Genomic DNA, 14398 nt, shown 5'->3' on the forward strand with positions numbered 1-14398 from the left:
AAACCAGACACCTTCCCGGGCCTGGGCAAACAGGATTTTTGGGGCAGTGGGGAAGTACCAAAAGCCGGGCCTTCGTCTGGGAATAGTCGAATAACATAATGTATGTTATAAGCGGGGCCTCGGAATCAGTGCGTTTTTTTGCCCCACTGCCCCTGTCGGCTAAACGTGGTACTTTGCTAAGGCAAACTACAGGAATGTGCTTGACCTCAATGGCGGGACGTATTTTGCCGGACAATTTAGTTTTCTTGCATGCCTCTGCGCTCTTTTTTGTGGTTCACAGGGTGTTGTCAAACAAATAGGGAAAAACCTCCAACTCGGAAGCTAAGCAGCTTGAATGCTACCGATAAGGCACAAATACCTCGTAAGAGTAGCGAGGGATGATGGTTTTACACGCCCCTTAAAGCCATCGAAAGAAGCTAGCGAAAACGAACGTTAAGACTATCGTTCCGGCCACATACTGGATAACATATTGTCCAACAGGGCGCTAATCAGGAAAATAAGGCAGTTATAATCCTGAGTCGGAGGTTTTGCCCTATTTGTTTAACAACACCCTTCACAGCCAGTACGTTGCTCGGCTGTTTTCTACTGATTCTCTTGCTGGACCAGCCACTCGCTTGGTTCAGCCATCGGTATCTGACCGGCGCGGGACCCTTCTTCTCAACCTGTACCAACCTATGCGAGGAAGCCTACGCGGTTTTGGTATGGCCTATCAAGGGTCTACCACTGCTGTTTATTGGGTCCTTAGCCGCCTTCCTGCTGATACGTATCGGCCTGCGCCGTCAATGGGGAAGTGTCTTTCTACTGTTACTTCTGACTCATACAGCCAGCCAGATAAGTGCGAATCTACTTAAGATGGCCACGCATCGTTTGCGGCCAGAAGTCCTATTTGAAAAGGGTTATGATGGGCTAGGTTTTTGGCAGGCTGGACCTAACAACGACTCCTTTCCCTCGGCCCACGTAACCCTGATTTTTAGCTTATTCTGGCCTTTTGCGGTCGTCTTTCCACGTTATCGTAGCTGGTTGTTGGTCATACCTGGCATTATCGGTATTGGGCGGCTCATCCTCGACCAGCATTATGTCTCGGATGTGTGGTTTTCCAGCTGGGTGGTTATTGCCTGGGCTGAATTATTTAGGGGCGTTGGCTTGGCTTGTAATCTAGTGTATCACAAGATTCTGCCTAAGAAATTGGCTAACTAGAAAGCTTAGCGCAAGCATTTTACGTTCTATAAACGGTCGTTTACAGCATGTAAAACGACCTCTGCCTTACTTGAGCCACCGTTTCAGTGAACCGAAGCGGGCAAGCCCATCTGCACGGCACTAGGCCGTAATTCCTACGTGTCTTCTTAGCGCGGATTGGCTGGGTTGCCCTTTTGTTTTTTATATGCAACAGAGGCGAAGATGAGCGAGAGCGCGCCCACAAAGCTCAGCCCCAGCCCCAGCTCCGCCAAGAAGTCGTTGCGGCCGGAATAGTAGCCCGCCATGAAGACTCCGCCCAAGGCCAAGAGCAGGCACAAGGTGGCAACAAAGTAGAAGGCGCGGGATGGGTTTTTCATAGGGATTCGCAGTCGGTCGTGTCGTGGGAAAAAATCGGTCTGGTTATTAACGCAACCCCTAATAGAGACTGTCGTTTTGGACAGCTAGCGCATAGCGGCCGTCGGCAACTTTTTCGGCGCTGTGTGGAGCCTCAAATCGGGCCGCTCGCGCTGTACCTGGAACGTGAGCACGGCCATGCACGTCGCCGCCGCCAGCACCAGCACCCCGATTTGCAGCAGGAAAATGCCCAGTGCCCGGCCGTAGCGCCGCGCCGCTGTGAGCGCGGGGGCGGCCAGCAGCAGTTGCGCGTTCACCCAGAGCGTGTACACCAGCGTCACGATAAAAGCGCCCTTCGAAGCCAGCAGCATAAATGCCGAATTGCCCACCAGCAGCGCGGGCAGCACGATGACCAGGTTGAGAACGGTGAAGGTGCCTACGATGAAGGCGTTGGCCAGCAGCACCTCGGCGTAGTTGTAGCCCGCCCGCCGCAGCAGCCGCCACGCCACCAGGGCGTTGAGCGGCAGGAGTACCAGCTGTACCAGGGACGGGTGCTTTATGCCAATGGAGAGGTAGCGCTCCATCACCACCGCCATCAGCGCCGCCGGGGGCGAACCCGCCCCCGCGGACTGCGCGGCAAGCGCGGCCTGCACGGCCTGTTGCAGGTTGGTTTGAAAGGCCGAAAAGACCAGGGCCGACAGGCCCATCAGCAGTAGCAGGTAGCTCACGGGGCGGAACTGCCGGGTGCGCTGCCCGGCCAAGTACCCGCGGATGGTGAGGCCGGGGCGCGTCAGCATCTGCCAGAAGGTAAAGGCCAAGCCCTTGTCCACGTGCCAGACGGAGTGGGGCAGGTCGTGCAACAGCAGGTGCTTCAGGGTGATGCGGTGGGTGTCGGCCGGCTGCCCGCAGTGGGCGCAGAACCGGTCGGTCAGGGCCGCGCCGCAGTCCAGGCAGGCGTGCTGGGCAGGCGGGCCGCTACCCGGGGCCGATTCCAAGGCCTCGGCCGCCACCGCCGCCGTCAGGTGCAAGGAGTAGTCGAAGGACATAAGCGCTGAATGGTAGAAGGAAGGCCGGGAAGTGTCTGGTACCGCAATATCGGCAGCGGCGCGCCAAGGATTGGATAATGAAGCTATGGACCGGGAAAATGCCACGCCGGCCGCGTCCCAAAACAGGTCCGAAAATCACCACTTTTCCAAGGTGGGCGCTATAAGCAATCTTATGTAAAGGGATTATTGGCCTCGGTTAAAAGTTTGGTACAGAAGTTAAACGAGGTGCTTCCAAACGTGGCACATATCGGCTAGAATCCTGCATTCAGAGGGTACCGGAGCTGTTTGTTCAGTCAAATATCTCTATTTCTGTACAATTTTGCAGACCATCTGCCATTGGGCACATTGGATGAAAAACAGGCCAATTTGTTACAGAAAACTTGTTCAGCAATCAAAGTACAAACAACTCAGCCTATGAGACTGGAAAACTGTACTTTAACGCCCCCGATGGTCACCAGTTTGCTTTAAAGGCATATTTCTCGCTGGGGAAACGCTTGGTCAGTACCTCTATCCGTGCAAAAATGACTGTTGACAAGTTTGCCAATTAACTTTTGGACCAAACTTTTAACCAAGGCCGATAATGGGTGAGGGCTACTATTGGCTAACACTGGAAATACCTACGCTATTCCCGTGCTCTGGTCCCGACGCGGCCCTTGGGTGCGAGATTTCACCTGCTGCGCCTCCCGCTGGCCGGGGGCCTGGCGCTGCGCCCGGTCGGCCTCGCGCTCCTGCACCTCATATCCTTTCCGTTCGGCGGCCCAATCCAGCGTCACGCTGATGTCTTTCAATTCGTGGCGGGGCTGCTGCATACTGTACTGCACGGCTAGCTCAATTACTCGATTACCTTGGGCATCAACGGCATCACTCACTGACACGGTGGCGCCTTTACTCGTCAAGCTGCGCTGCAAAGCATCGGCGCGGCCGGCGGCCTGACTGTCGCCTACCGGCTCCTGCACGCGCACCACCAGTTGTCGTTCGGCCTCGCGCTTGGCGGCGTACTCCGTCAGGCTCAGGCCCGCGTGCTCGGGCTGGTAATAGGCGCGGGCCTCAAACCCCACGGCCGGGGCCGGGCGGTCCGCTGCTTTCGCGGCGCGAGCAAATTCGAGCAGGGCCGGGGCCAGCAGACCGGGCAGCGGCCGGTCCTTTTCGGTGAGGAACTTCAGCTTTTCCTCCGCTTCCCGAGAGGCCGCGTTTTTGCCAAAAAAGCCCCCTTCTGCCTGTTTTTCCAGCGCCGCTTGCTGGCCGTAGCTGTCGGCCCACTGCTTCACGTGCGTCGCCCGGGCCGCCACCTGACGGTCCAGCTCGGCCTTCAGTACCGCCGTGCGCGGGTCGCCCTTCATGGCCTGCACCACGACGGCGATTCCTGCCTCGTTCGGATGCTTTTGCAAGTAGGTGCTATAGGAGTCGATAATCTTGTTACGGGCCTGAATGGGGGCATTTTGCTGGGCCAGGTTGGCGGCATACACCTGGTAGTCCGCCTGCCATTTGCGCTCGACGGCCGGTAGCTCCGGCCCTTTTGCCGCCTGCGCGGCTTGGCGCTCGGCTTCCTGGCGCTGGGCCGCTTGCTGTTCGGCTGCCTGCCGTTGGGCGGCGAGCTGCGCCGCTGCTTGCCGCTGCTCCTGGGCCGCAGCCTCCTGCGCGGCTTGCTGACGGGCTTTTTCGGCCTGTTGGGCGAGTTGATTCGCGGCCAACTGCTTTTCGATGCCGGCCAGACTGTACCCCCGCGCAATGGCGGAGCCCTTAAAAGAGTGTCCGTCCTTCTCAAAGCTGATACCGGTGACCACCCCGGCCTTGTTGGTGAACTCCTGGGCGCTAATCTTTTCCGCCCGCAACGCGGCCAGCAGCGCCGGCCGGTATGGGGCCGTGGCCAGCGCCTGGTGCAACGCGTCCTTTACCTCCTGCTTGGCTTTGTCCACCCCTTCCAAGTGCTCGGGGTGCTGCTTCTCCACCCGCAACCCTTGGGGCGGGGTCAGCTCGTGCCGCTCAATCAGTTTGGTGAGCGCCGTCTTCGACCGCAAAAAGCTGTTGCTGTCGCTGATGGTGTGCCCGTCGTCGGCCACCCGGTTGGCAATGATGTGGACGTGCTCGTGGCCGGGCCGGTCGCGGTGCCGGATGATGGCGTACTGCGTCCCCGTTAGTTTCATCTCCTGCATGTAGTCCTCGGCTATCTCGCGCATCTTCTCGCCCGTCAGCCTGGCCGCGTCGTCGGGGTTAAAGCTGAGCGAGGTATGCCACACGGCCTTGCCCAACTCCGGGTGCAGCTGCCGGCCCAAGTTGAAGTCAGCCACCATGTGCGCCACGGTGTCCGTGCGCACCCCGGCCGAACCCAATAGCTCGGCTTGCTTGTCGGCGTCCTGGCCCTTGTGCCCCTCCACCAGGTAGCGCGCCAGCCCCCCGAAGCTGCGGCCGATGACCGTCCGGCTAATCATCCGCGCCGGCCTCTTGGGTGAACGAATCGAGCAGCTGACTCACCTGATCAGCGGCCGCAAGCGCCTGGTCGGCCACGGCTCCAAACCCGTCCTGGTGCCCGCGCTTGGCCAGTTGGTTCAGGTTATTGGCCATGCCCGCGAGTTGCCGTAGCACCCCGAATTGCTCCGGCGTCAGCACCCGGCGTTGGGGCCGCGTCATGGCCCGAACCAACACCGCTATCGGCCGGCCACTTGCTTTTGACTGTGCTTGCAACTCCGCGTATGTCGCCTCCGTGACGTGCAGTACAATGCGCTTCGTCCGCTTTTCGGCTTCGGGAAGTTCTTTGCGACCGCCCCGAGACTTGCCCACGCGGGGGCGTTTGGTAATCGGTGATTGGGTAGGGGTAGCGTCCATGCGTTAGGGTCTTTTTGCGACGATAGGAGCAAAAAGCAAGACGTTGATAGGCACTATCAACACGTCTTGCTCCGTTCCTATAGCACATACGGCAAAGGGGGCATCAGGGATTCGGCTGGGTCTAGTGCTACTTATCTTCTCTAGCTACTACACCAGAACAGCTAAATAGCTAACCGAGTACAGACGCATAGCTGCTTAGCTTGATAATTATTTAGCTTTTAAGCTTTATTTGTTTAGCTGGTTAGCTTTGTTATTTTAGAAGTATATAACAGCAAAATGCGGAAAGCACATAGCTGAACATCCGATACATTATCCTCGTTAGAAGCTTAAAATAGCTACTTTCTTTCTCTTGCCACCGTATCATCATGACTGAAAACAAGCCCAACCCGGAGGTCGCTGACTTCATCAAAAACATCAGCCAGCCGCAACCGGCAACCCCTCAAACGCCGGCCCCATCTCCTGCAACACTTGGTCAACAACCGCCCGCACCGGCTGCCTCTGTCCCGGCTACTCTGGCGGTCTCTGTAGCCCCCGAATCAACGCAACCAGCCCCGAGTGCCTCCGCCGCCTCCGCGTCGCCTGAGCGGCGAGATTTGGCCTATTTCACCACCCCCGCGAAGGAGGCCACCAAGAAGCAAAGCGTGTACCTGCCCGTCGAGCTGCACCGCGCCCTGGCCACGGTCGTCAACCTGCCGGGTGTGGACGTCAGCCTGACCGACCTGCTGGCCAACATCGTGCAGGCCTGGCGCGACGACCACCGGGCCGAAGTCCGCAAGCGCTACCGCGACGGCGAAAAAAGCATTTAGCCCCCGGCCCGCTCGATGCGCAGACCGTTGCACGCGGGGCAGCGGGCGTGCAGCTGGGCAATGGCCTCAGGTAAGACGGGGTTGTCTGCGACGGGTCCCTGATAAATGGCCAGGGACCAGGTGCTGCCTGAACCCGGGGCGGTGGTGAGCCAGAAGTCGCGCACGCACACTTGCGCAAATGCTTCTTCGCTGTAGGGCTCCACTTGGTAGAACTTGACGACCAGGTTGCCCAGAGGAGTGTTTTTTAAGCGGAAAGTATGGTCGGCCATGAGACAAAATACGGCACTTGGGGCGGCTGGCACAAGTCCAGCACTCCCCAGCCCAAAGCAGTACATAAGCTCGTCTTTTGTGTTTTATAAACTATTGATTACCAATTATATATGGTTTATGAAATGAGCGCAAATTACTGGCTTCTAGGACTTTGTTGTTTTGTTTGGGCTGCGCCGCTCGGGCCGAATCGAGTTATCCACACTCTAAAAGCCTTTTTTTTAGTGACAACACAATTGTGTATTTTCTATTTGTAACTCTATTTGCTATTTGAGGGCTTTGCAACTTATTGAAAAACAAATATTTGCAAGGCCTAATCCGAACAGATTATAAGTGAGGGCGAACAGATTATAAGTGAAACCGAACAGATTATAAGCCAAAATAGGGTCTAACCCGAACAGATTATAAGTGAAACCCGAACAGATTATAAGTGAAACCGAACAACCTTAGAGAAGTGTTTTTTATTATTGTTCGCCTTTGCTAACTTTGCCCTTGTTATCAAGCTCCTAACTATGAATTCCGACCTGGAGGTACGTCAACACAATGCGCTGACCAACGCTCGTTACGAATACACGGAAACGCAATCCAATATATTCCTGGTGCTGCTCTCCAAGCTGCGGAAAGATGCTCCTGACGCGGTGTATCAGATAACGGTCCCCGAGATGGAAGAGTTAACTGGTAATCAATACAATTACAAACAGTTACGCGAATCCACAAAGGAGATGATGAGCCGCGTTCACGAGATAAACACGGTACACAACGGTCGTGAGGTATTTCGGCAACTCATCTTGTTTAAGCGGATTGACTATATTCTGGGAACGGGAATTATTGAGTTGGAATTCAACGAGTATGCTACCCAATATCTGTTCGACCTCAAAAACAACTTCACCTCGTTTCAGGTGCAGGCAGCCCTAAGCCTGACCAGCAAACACGCCAAACGGATTTACATCATTTGCAGCCAGTGGAAAGACAAGGGCGAAACCAAGAAAACGGCTATCATTGAGCTAAAGAGAACCCTGGGCCTAGCTGACAGCAAGGGCCGTGAAGAGTACACGGAAATTTCAATGTTCAGGCGAAATGTACTCGACGTGGCCGTGAAGCAAATCAATGAAAAGACGGATTTGCTGATTGGCTACAAGCTGGAAAAAGTGGGTCGGGGCTTCAAAAACATCGTTTTCACGATTAAGCCGCAAGCGGTGGCCCTGCCATTGACGTTTGGGGTGCTACCGGACGAGGCCCCCGGCCTGGCCGCGCACCAGGTGGACAACGCCCGCCGACTGCTCAGCCAACTCAGCATCGTCACGCCCGCCCTGGTGGACCAGATTCTAGCCAGCCCCGCGCGCGTCGCCGCCTGCAACAAGTTTGCCCACGACGTAAAAACGGGCAAACACGCCAAGACACGTTCGCTGTCGGGCTTGCTACTCACCGTATTGGGCTTTAAAAAGCCCGCAAACGGCCCGCTGTTCGACGCCGGCCCTACCCAATAGCTCCCACCCTCATTTTACCCTTATGATTGCTTCCACGGTTCCCGAAACCATTCCCCCGCTCCGGTGGGGGCAGCTCACCTACTACTCCCCGGCCGACATCAAGCGCTGGGGGGTGCAGCACTTCCTGGACACGGTCGCCCCGACGCAGGCGCTGCCCATCCCCGACCTGGGCTTCACCGCCGAGGAAAATGCCCGCATGGACGACCTACTGCGCGAAGAGCGTGCCGCTGCTGCGCGTGGTCTTTGATACGAACGTCGTCATCGCTCACCTGCGCCGGCAGCAACTGTTGCCGCTGCGGGCGGTGCTGCCCTTTGCCGTGGTGGGGGAACTGGAAGCCTTCGCCCTCAAAGCCGATTGGGGCTACCAGAAAGTAGCCTTCCTGCGGCAGCTGCTCGAACGCTACCCCCTGGTGGGCTTCGTGCCCGAGCTGGCCAGCTTGTATGCCCGCCTCGACGCGTATAGCCAAGGCAAGCTGCGCGGCCAGCCGCTGCCGGCCGGCATGAGCGCCCGCAACATGGGCAAGAACGACCTCTGGATTGCGGCCACGGCGCTCTACCTGGACCTGCCGTTGCACACGGCCGACAACGACTTTGACCACCTTCCCGCCCTGGGCCTGGCCCTGGTCAAAGAAGCCCTGTAGCCCCATGAGAATCACGCTGGAAGTACCGGAGCATCGGGCCGCCTTCATGCTGGAGCTGCTGCGCAGCCTGCCCTTTGTCACGCTCCGGGGCCAGGCGGCGAAAGCCGCCGCTCTGGACGAAACCGCGCACCTGCTGTCTTCCCCTGCCAACGCTGCCCGCCTGCGGGCCGCCCTCGAACGCGACCGGCTGGGGCAACACCAAACCCACTCATTGCCAGATGACTTACTGCGTTGACTAATCACCTGATTAGTCACCTGACTAGGGATAGCGCGAGCGTTGGAACCGACAGGAACGCGACGCCTAGGCGGGGGCTTCTCTTCCAATCGGGCGGATTTACACGCTAAGCCCTAGCGGGAGGCTTCAGCCGCCAGGCGCTCCTTCAGCGGCCCAATCCAGCGGCCGGCCCCGTGGTTGTCTTTCGGATTGACCTGCACCAGAAACTCGAACAGGGCCAGCGCCTCGGCCCAGCGCTTCACTTTTTGCAGTTCCAGCCCCATCACGTAGTAGGCCGTGAGCACGAACCCGTTGCCGGTGGACTCATACAAGAGAAAGTCCCGGCCTTCCTCGAACGCATCGGGGAAAATCAGCCGCGCCCGTAGAAATGCCTGCGCCAGATAGGTGGTGCCCAGGCCGGGCGTCCGGTTGTTGAGCAGGATGCCCAAGTGGGAAACCGCGTCCAGGTGCAACTCGCCGCATGCGGCCATGACCTGCCGGTAGATGCGCTCGGCTTCCAGCGGCGCGGCTGTGTGCAGGGCTTTCCCCTGCTGAAACAAGGCCTCGTGCTGCAAGACGACGGTGGGGTACATCACCCGCCAGTGGCGCGGCTGGTATTCCACCAGAATGAGGGTATCAGCGGCGTCCATGAGTCGGAGGATTTGCCCTATTTGTTTACGAACCTACTTGCCAAGTAGCCGCTGCCAGAAGCCTGGTTTGGCCGGCTCCGGCGCGGGCAACACCAGCGGAGCCTCGCCCGGCTCGGGCAGTCGCTTTTGCAGCTCGCCTAACTGCTCGTTCTGGCTAAGTAGCAGTTCCTCAATGCGTCCGATGCGTTGACTATTCATCTGACTAGTCAGCGCGTTCAGCACGTCGTTCTGCTCCAGCAGGCGGTGTTGCAGCTGCTGGATGGTTTGGTCGCGTTCCTCCAGTTGCCGTTGCAGCTCGGCGACCTGGGGCACCTGGACTGGCTCCGGGAGCATCGGCAACAACTCGGTTTGGCTGGGGTACTGCTGCGCGAGAAACGTCTGACTAATCAGATACGTGTTGCCTTTGGGGGTCTGTTCGACCTGGATATGACTAGTCTTCGCGTGTTGTTTGACTAGTCGCCGGATAGTCTGCTCAGACTTGTTAACCTGCTGAGCTGCTTGCTTTATGGTTAAAAATGTAGCAGTGTTGTCCATCGGGGCAGTGACTAGTCAGAAGCTACAAAGTAAACGGTCTGCAACTTCTGACTAGTCATGCTTAACCAGCGCTTGACTAGTCACTGACTAATCGTTGACCAGTCAAGTCATTAACGCCAATAGAAGTATTAAGAACCAGTTTGCGGCAGCTCAAACGAAAAGGGTTTAGCGGGTCGGTCGTAGGAGATATCAAAGTAGTTCGGCCCGTCCTTTATCGTTCCGTCGTCGCTGAGCGTAATCGAGGGCGGAAAGGCAAAATGCTCACGCAGCTCGGCCGCGTCGATGGGGTCGGTAAAGGTGTAGTGCAGCACCCCACCCTGGTCAAACCAGAACCCATCCTCGTGCCACCAGTGCGACGGGCGGTTGCCCTTGGCCAGCAAAAAGTCGATGACCGGCCGCAAGTGGTCGGTGCGGGGGTCGTAGCCGGGGCCGTGCTCGGCTCCCTGGGCCGCTAGCTGGATTCGGGCGCTGGGGGCGTGGCCCTGACGGTCTTCGTAGGCTTCCAGCGCGTGGCCCAATGCCTCCATTTCCGCCAAATTAGCGGGGTCGGTGCTACCCAAGGATTCCAAGCGGCTCATTCCCACCCGGTACTCTGCCTCGTTTTGAATCGTCATGGCCGCGTTTAATAGGTCCCAAACACCCGCTTATCCTCCTATTTAAGCAGTCAGTTCCAACACCTCTTCGGCTGGGATGCCCAACTTCTTGTACATGCGGCGCAGAAAGTCACCGTTGGCCGGACGTCGGCCGCGCAGCACCTCGCTCAGGCGCGACTCGCCTACTTCCAGCAGCTGCGCGAGCTGCTTCTGCTTCAGGCCGCGCTTGAACATCTCCACCTGCAACCGACCCGCTACCGTCGTGGGAGGGCCGGGGTTGTGGCCGCTGGCTTCCTCAAAGACGTGGATGGCGTCGCGCAGCACCAGCAGGCGGGCGTGGTTTGCGGCTTCGTCGGTGGCCAGCGTCCGGAATTCCTTCACGGCGGCTTTGTGCTCGGCTTCGGTGGTCAAGGTCACGGGCTTGGGGGTTAGAACAAAAGGAAAGAAATACAACCCCACACTTGGGCGTTCTTGCGGCCGTAACCCGTGATGGTCTTCTCCTCAATGACAATCATAGCCATACAGTAAATATACGCAATCCGGAATTAAATTCCATATTGCGAAGAAAATACCTGTATTGCCGCCGACTGGGCCTTGGTTAAAAGTTTGGTCCAAAAGTCGCATTTGACCTGCGCTTGGACATGGAAAACAGCAACAGAGGCACGAAAACGGCCCTTTTCGGGTACCAGTGAGCATATCGTCAACTCAGGCTCTCACCTGGCAAAAAAGCGGTATCCGAAACAGGTTTACCCAATCAAAGTACCTTTTAGGCACTTCTGCTGGCTTTCCGGTACGCATTGCAAGTCTGCTAGCTGCCAAATGCGACTTCTGGACCAAACTTTTAACCAAGGCCAAAGCTCCGCAGGGTGGGGGCCGGCCGCAACACCAGTTCCTTGGCGGTGTAGAGCAGGCCTTTGTCGACGTGCAGCACCGTGTGCGGAATCTCGTGCAGCACGTGGCCCAGCGTGTAGCGGTGGGTGTGCGCGTCCTGCCCGCAGTGACCGCAAAAATGGCCGGGCACCGGGCCGCCGCAGTTCAGGCAGGCCGGGGGGACTAATGGCGTGGGAGCGAGGGCCAAGGCGCCCTCGGCAGAAATAAAGCGGGTCATGGAAAGGCGGGAAGTAGCAGCCAGCAGGCCGTTAAAGTTAGGCCGTTTGGGCCAACACCACGCGGTCCTGCTGGCGATTTGCTCGGCTTGAACCTAATGCTCGTTTACCTTGCTACCGTTTTTGTAAACTTCTAGCAGCCCTCCAATAGTCCTTATCCAATGCGTGCGACAATCAAGAGCTACGATTCCGATGAAGTGGAAGACCTCCACACGTATTACCCCGAGGATCCGTTGGTATTTGCATTCTCCCTAACCCTAGCCATTGGCCCAGTGGGCGGGACGGGGACCGACAACTTTGAAATCATGGTCGTGACCTCGGAGTTCCTGCGAACCCAGTATCCGGGGGACAAGTGCTACCTGCTGCGCCATTACCTGCTGGTGAAGGAATACGATTTCGCCAGCATCCTGGCATCGCTGACCAAGTACGTGCACTCGCTGGAAGCCGAAACATGGGACCAATTGGCCCAGAAGATTGGTCAGGTAGCCCGGTGGGAGTTTGAAGACTATCGTCCCTAATTACCCTCGTTTCACCAAACGAAGCGTTTGCCTTACTTCGGATCGTTTGCTTGAACACGCTGCTGCTGCATTTGACGCTTCATCCGATTGGGCAAGGAGCCCCCTACCTTGCGCGTCCCTGCCGGAGCCGGTTGTCGGTCGGCGTTTACTTTTTCCCTGCCCATGCGCTCTTGGTTGCTGCTGCCGCTCTTTTTCCTTACATCCGGCACGCCCCGCTCGCCTCGCATCGTGCTGCCGGGGTATTTTACCTGCCGCGGGGCCCTCATGCTGGAAAGCGGCAACGGGCTCTCGTGCTACGCCAAGACCCAGGCCGCGTGCCAAAACGGCCAACTCGTCCTGGCGTTTGAACGGCGCCTTTCCCCCCGCACGGCCCGGGCTCGGTTTGAAATCGCGGACACGGTGCACCTGCGCGTGGCCGCGCCCCGGCGTCAGGTAGACATCACGTACTGCTCGGCGGCCACAGGCAAGCCCCGCCAGTACTTCGTGCTGTACCAACGGGTGCCTGCCGCTGAGAAACGTTACCTGCCCTATCCGCTGCGCGCCTGGGGATTCAGCGCACAGGGCCACTTGGTGGAGGTGCCGGTCAAATCCCTTCGATGCCTCAACAACGATTACGGAGCGTATTAATCCCTCGTTTTTGTGCCTCTTGATTTCGTTCAGCGCGAGGATACATAGAAGATGGAGCAGCCTATTAGCCAAGGCAAATTGGAGAGAAGGCAAGTTGAGTAACATCCAAAAAGTACTGTCCCTCAAGCTTTTGTATGCTTACCGTAATTCTTGGTCCAATTACTAACGCTACCCCTACTTGGCCAGTTTCCTAAACTTTGAATCGTAGACGAGTTTCTTAAACTCGCCCGACTCTATTGGGGCCAGCTGGACACCAGGTGCCGGGCTGATTCCGGCCGTTCACGAAAAGGAGGGATTTCGGGTACCACCTACTTACGACATCATTAAGGCTGCCAGCCCGCCAAAACCTGGTACCCGAAACTCATAGCGGCAATCAAAGTACCTACTAGGCTCTTTTTACCGCTTTCTGGTACTAGGAACCACGTCTACTTACCAGTCAAAACGCCCTGCTACTCCAGGCTACTCTTGGCAGATTGCTTCGCTCAAGTTGGAGCTTCAGTGCTTGAAGTGGAAGGCCGATTTCTCCTGCTTTACCGCCTTACCGTAATTCTTTGTCCAACTACTAACGCAACCCCTATCTTCGCGGCTTTCCTACCGCGCCCCCTTTTTGTCTCCCGCATGCAGCACCTCTTCCACTTTCTCTTGGTGGCGTTTTTCGCCGCCACATCCTTGCTGCTGACGGCGTGCGGCGGCGACAAGAAGAAAGACCCGGCCCCCACCACCGGCATGGTGAACGGGCAGATTTCCCCGGCCAACGCCGTGACCACTGTCACGGCCACCAGCGGCGGTACCCCGGCCACCACGGCTACGGCCACCCCCAACGCCAGCGGCGTCTACGCCTTCGCCGCCCTGGCCCCCGGCACCTACACGCTGAGCTACACACCGGCCGCGGGCTTCGCCACGCCGGCCCCGCAAACCGTAACCGTCGCGGCCGGCGAGACGGTTACTGCCGCGCCGGTTACGGTCACCGTGAGCGTGCTGGGGGGCTCGGGCAGCGGCTTCGCCTACACCGTCGGCGGCGCCCCCGCCACCGCCACCCTGGTCTCGGCCAACGTCTTGGCCGGCTCGTTGGTCCTCCAGGGTTCCAGCAGCAGCCGCACCGTGTCCATCAGCCTGGACCAAGTACCGACCGGCCCGCGCACCTACTCCTTCGGCGGAGTGGGCAGCACCTCGGAAATCACGGTGATGGAGGCCGCGGGCAGCAACTTCGCCGAGTGGAACACCACGCTGGCGGCGGGCTCTGGCTACGTCACCATCACGGCGGTAAGCGCCAACCCGCGCCGGGTGTGGGGCACGTTCACCGCCGTGGCCCAGCCCCGCGGCACGGGCACCACCGGCACGCGCACCCTCACGTCCGGCACCTTCAGCAACCTGTCGTTCTAACCACCGGGGCCCCGCAGCGCAAACGGCCCGGATGGCCCTTTTTGCCAGTTGGGCCCTTTACTTGAACGCTCCTTTCCGTCAACTCCTGGCAGCTGTCCAGCACCAGGTGCCAGTGGGCCACTGCAGGGCCGGGGGAGTTTACGAAACCCGTCTACGAATCAACGTTTACGAAA

At 58.1% G+C, this 14398-nt stretch carries 19 protein-coding genes; 9 read left to right on the plus strand and 10 right to left on the minus strand.

Translation table 11 applies throughout. The features are described from left to right. Positions 1–594: 594 nt before the first annotated feature. Positions 595–1197 (plus strand): phosphatase PAP2 family protein, encoded by a 603-nt coding sequence (locus tag ABD842_RS02215; RefSeq protein WP_345109446.1) that lies wholly within the window; start codon positions 595–597, stop codon positions 1195–1197. Between the two features lie 146 nt (positions 1198–1343). On the opposite strand, the gene ABD842_RS02220 is transcribed toward ABD842_RS02215, so the two are convergent. The 4 genes from ABD842_RS02220 to mobC form a co-directional block, all read right to left on the minus strand. Next, positions 1344–1553, minus strand: coding sequence for a hypothetical protein (locus ABD842_RS02220; protein WP_345109448.1), 210 nt, complete (start codon positions 1551–1553; stop codon positions 1344–1346). An 84-nt stretch (positions 1554–1637) separates the two neighbouring features. Further along, positions 1638–2576, minus strand: a complete 939-nt coding sequence (locus ABD842_RS02225) for a DUF3667 domain-containing protein (protein ID WP_345109450.1) — start codon at positions 2574–2576, stop codon at positions 1638–1640. Positions 2577–3193: 617 nt separating this feature from the next. Further along, entirely contained in the window at positions 3194–5005 is a 1812-nt protein-coding gene (locus ABD842_RS02230; RefSeq protein WP_345109452.1) for a relaxase/mobilization nuclease domain-containing protein, read from the minus strand. Next, entirely contained in the window at positions 4998–5399 is a 402-nt protein-coding gene (gene mobC / locus ABD842_RS21150; protein ID WP_425553136.1) for a plasmid mobilization relaxosome protein MobC, read from the minus strand. The genes ABD842_RS02230 and mobC overlap by 8 nt, the downstream gene beginning before the upstream one ends. Before the next feature lie 593 nt (positions 5400–5992). Between mobC and ABD842_RS02240 the strand changes: the two genes are divergently transcribed. Continuing rightward, positions 5993–6205, plus strand: coding sequence for a hypothetical protein (locus ABD842_RS02240; RefSeq protein WP_345109457.1), 213 nt, complete (start codon positions 5993–5995; stop codon positions 6203–6205). Here ABD842_RS02240 and ABD842_RS02245 read toward each other — a convergent pair. After that, positions 6202–6474 carry a hypothetical protein gene (locus ABD842_RS02245; protein WP_345109459.1) on the minus strand — a complete coding sequence of 91 codons (273 nt, stop codon included), beginning with the start codon at positions 6472–6474 and terminating at the stop codon, positions 6202–6204. The genes ABD842_RS02240 and ABD842_RS02245 overlap by 4 nt on opposite strands. Positions 6475–6984: 510 nt before the next feature. Between ABD842_RS02245 and ABD842_RS02250 the strand changes: the two genes are divergently transcribed. Genes ABD842_RS02250 through ABD842_RS02265 form a run of 4 tightly spaced genes read left to right on the plus strand, consistent with a single transcriptional unit; the run spans position 6985 to position 8835 of the window. Then, on the plus strand, positions 6985–7959 hold the full coding sequence (locus tag ABD842_RS02250) for a replication initiation protein (protein ID WP_345109462.1): 975 nt from the start codon (positions 6985–6987) through the stop codon (positions 7957–7959). 22 nt (positions 7960–7981) lie between these two features. Then, on the plus strand, positions 7982–8206 hold the full coding sequence (locus ABD842_RS02255) for a hypothetical protein (RefSeq protein WP_345109464.1): 225 nt from the start codon (positions 7982–7984) through the stop codon (positions 8204–8206). Then, on the plus strand, positions 8148–8600 hold the full coding sequence (locus tag ABD842_RS02260; protein WP_345109466.1) for a PIN domain-containing protein: 453 nt from the start codon (positions 8148–8150) through the stop codon (positions 8598–8600). The genes ABD842_RS02255 and ABD842_RS02260 overlap by 59 nt, the downstream gene beginning before the upstream one ends. 4 nt (positions 8601–8604) lie before the next feature. Continuing rightward, on the plus strand, positions 8605–8835 hold the full coding sequence (locus tag ABD842_RS02265; RefSeq protein ID WP_345109469.1) for a hypothetical protein: 231 nt from the start codon (positions 8605–8607) through the stop codon (positions 8833–8835). Between the two features lie 113 nt (positions 8836–8948). On the opposite strand, the gene ABD842_RS02270 is transcribed toward ABD842_RS02265, so the two are convergent. The 5 genes from ABD842_RS02270 to ABD842_RS02290 form a co-directional block, all read right to left on the minus strand. Beyond that, a complete protein-coding gene (locus ABD842_RS02270) occupies positions 8949–9464 on the minus strand; it encodes a hypothetical protein (RefSeq protein WP_345109472.1) in 516 nt (171 codons plus the stop codon). Positions 9465–9497: 33 nt separating this feature from the next. Then, positions 9498–9998 (minus strand): DNA-binding protein, encoded by a 501-nt coding sequence (locus ABD842_RS02275; protein WP_345109475.1) that lies wholly within the window; start codon positions 9996–9998, stop codon positions 9498–9500. A 128-nt stretch (positions 9999–10126) separates the two neighbouring features. Continuing rightward, a complete protein-coding gene (locus tag ABD842_RS02280; RefSeq protein WP_345109478.1) occupies positions 10127–10576 on the minus strand; it encodes a hypothetical protein in 450 nt (149 codons plus the stop codon). Between the two features lie 78 nt (positions 10577–10654). Further along, positions 10655–11008 carry a helix-turn-helix domain-containing protein gene (locus ABD842_RS02285; protein ID WP_345109480.1) on the minus strand — a complete coding sequence of 118 codons (354 nt, stop codon included), beginning with the start codon at positions 11006–11008 and terminating at the stop codon, positions 10655–10657. Positions 11009–11432: 424 nt separating this feature from the next. Next, entirely contained in the window at positions 11433–11699 is a 267-nt protein-coding gene (locus ABD842_RS02290) for a hypothetical protein (RefSeq protein ID WP_345109483.1), read from the minus strand. 159 nt (positions 11700–11858) lie between these two features. Here ABD842_RS02290 and ABD842_RS02295 point away from each other — a divergent pair, with 159 nt between their 5' ends. From ABD842_RS02295 to ABD842_RS02305, 3 genes are all read left to right on the plus strand, one after another. Beyond that, positions 11859–12215, plus strand: a complete 357-nt coding sequence (locus tag ABD842_RS02295) for an immunity 8 family protein (RefSeq protein WP_345109485.1) — start codon at positions 11859–11861, stop codon at positions 12213–12215. A gap of 162 nt (positions 12216–12377) precedes the next feature. Beyond that, positions 12378–12842, plus strand: coding sequence for a hypothetical protein (locus ABD842_RS02300; protein ID WP_345109488.1), 465 nt, complete (start codon positions 12378–12380; stop codon positions 12840–12842). A gap of 618 nt (positions 12843–13460) precedes the next feature. Further along, positions 13461–14225, plus strand: coding sequence for a carboxypeptidase-like regulatory domain-containing protein (locus ABD842_RS02305; RefSeq protein WP_345109491.1), 765 nt, complete (start codon positions 13461–13463; stop codon positions 14223–14225). The last annotated feature ends 173 nt before the right edge of the window (positions 14226–14398 follow it).

The sequence above is a fragment of the Hymenobacter algoricola genome, from assembly GCF_039539525.1.
In the GTDB taxonomy this organism is placed as follows: Bacteria; Bacteroidota; Bacteroidia; order Cytophagales; family Hymenobacteraceae; genus Hymenobacter; species Hymenobacter algoricola.

Coding starts and splice junctions, on each gene's coding strand:
- ABD842_RS02305 (WP_345109491.1), top strand. CDS start 13,461: ATGCAGCACCTCTTCCACTTTCTCTTGGTGGCGTTTTTCGCCGCCACA.
- ABD842_RS02300 (WP_345109488.1), top strand. CDS start 12,378: ATGCGCTCTTGGTTGCTGCTGCCGCTCTTTTTCCTTACATCCGGCACG.
- ABD842_RS02295 (WP_345109485.1), top strand. CDS start 11,859: ATGCGTGCGACAATCAAGAGCTACGATTCCGATGAAGTGGAAGACCTC.
- ABD842_RS02225 (WP_345109450.1), bottom strand. CDS start 2,576: ATGTCCTTCGACTACTCCTTGCACCTGACGGCGGCGGTGGCGGCCGAG.
- ABD842_RS02230 (WP_345109452.1), bottom strand. CDS start 5,005: ATGATTAGCCGGACGGTCATCGGCCGCAGCTTCGGGGGGCTGGCGCGC.
- ABD842_RS02270 (WP_345109472.1), bottom strand. CDS start 9,464: ATGGACGCCGCTGATACCCTCATTCTGGTGGAATACCAGCCGCGCCAC.
- ABD842_RS02250 (WP_345109462.1), top strand. CDS start 6,985: ATGAATTCCGACCTGGAGGTACGTCAACACAATGCGCTGACCAACGCT.
- ABD842_RS02220 (WP_345109448.1), bottom strand. CDS start 1,553: ATGAAAAACCCATCCCGCGCCTTCTACTTTGTTGCCACCTTGTGCCTG.
- mobC (WP_425553136.1), bottom strand. CDS start 5,399: ATGGACGCTACCCCTACCCAATCACCGATTACCAAACGCCCCCGCGTG.
- ABD842_RS02280 (WP_345109478.1), bottom strand. CDS start 10,576: ATGAGCCGCTTGGAATCCTTGGGTAGCACCGACCCCGCTAATTTGGCG.
- ABD842_RS02265 (WP_345109469.1), top strand. CDS start 8,605: ATGAGAATCACGCTGGAAGTACCGGAGCATCGGGCCGCCTTCATGCTG.
- ABD842_RS02275 (WP_345109475.1), bottom strand. CDS start 9,998: ATGGACAACACTGCTACATTTTTAACCATAAAGCAAGCAGCTCAGCAG.
- ABD842_RS02290 (WP_345109483.1), bottom strand. CDS start 11,699: ATGACCCGCTTTATTTCTGCCGAGGGCGCCTTGGCCCTCGCTCCCACG.
- ABD842_RS02260 (WP_345109466.1), top strand. CDS start 8,148: ATGCCCGCATGGACGACCTACTGCGCGAAGAGCGTGCCGCTGCTGCGC.
- ABD842_RS02245 (WP_345109459.1), bottom strand. CDS start 6,474: ATGGCCGACCATACTTTCCGCTTAAAAAACACTCCTCTGGGCAACCTG.
- ABD842_RS02255 (WP_345109464.1), top strand. CDS start 7,982: ATGATTGCTTCCACGGTTCCCGAAACCATTCCCCCGCTCCGGTGGGGG.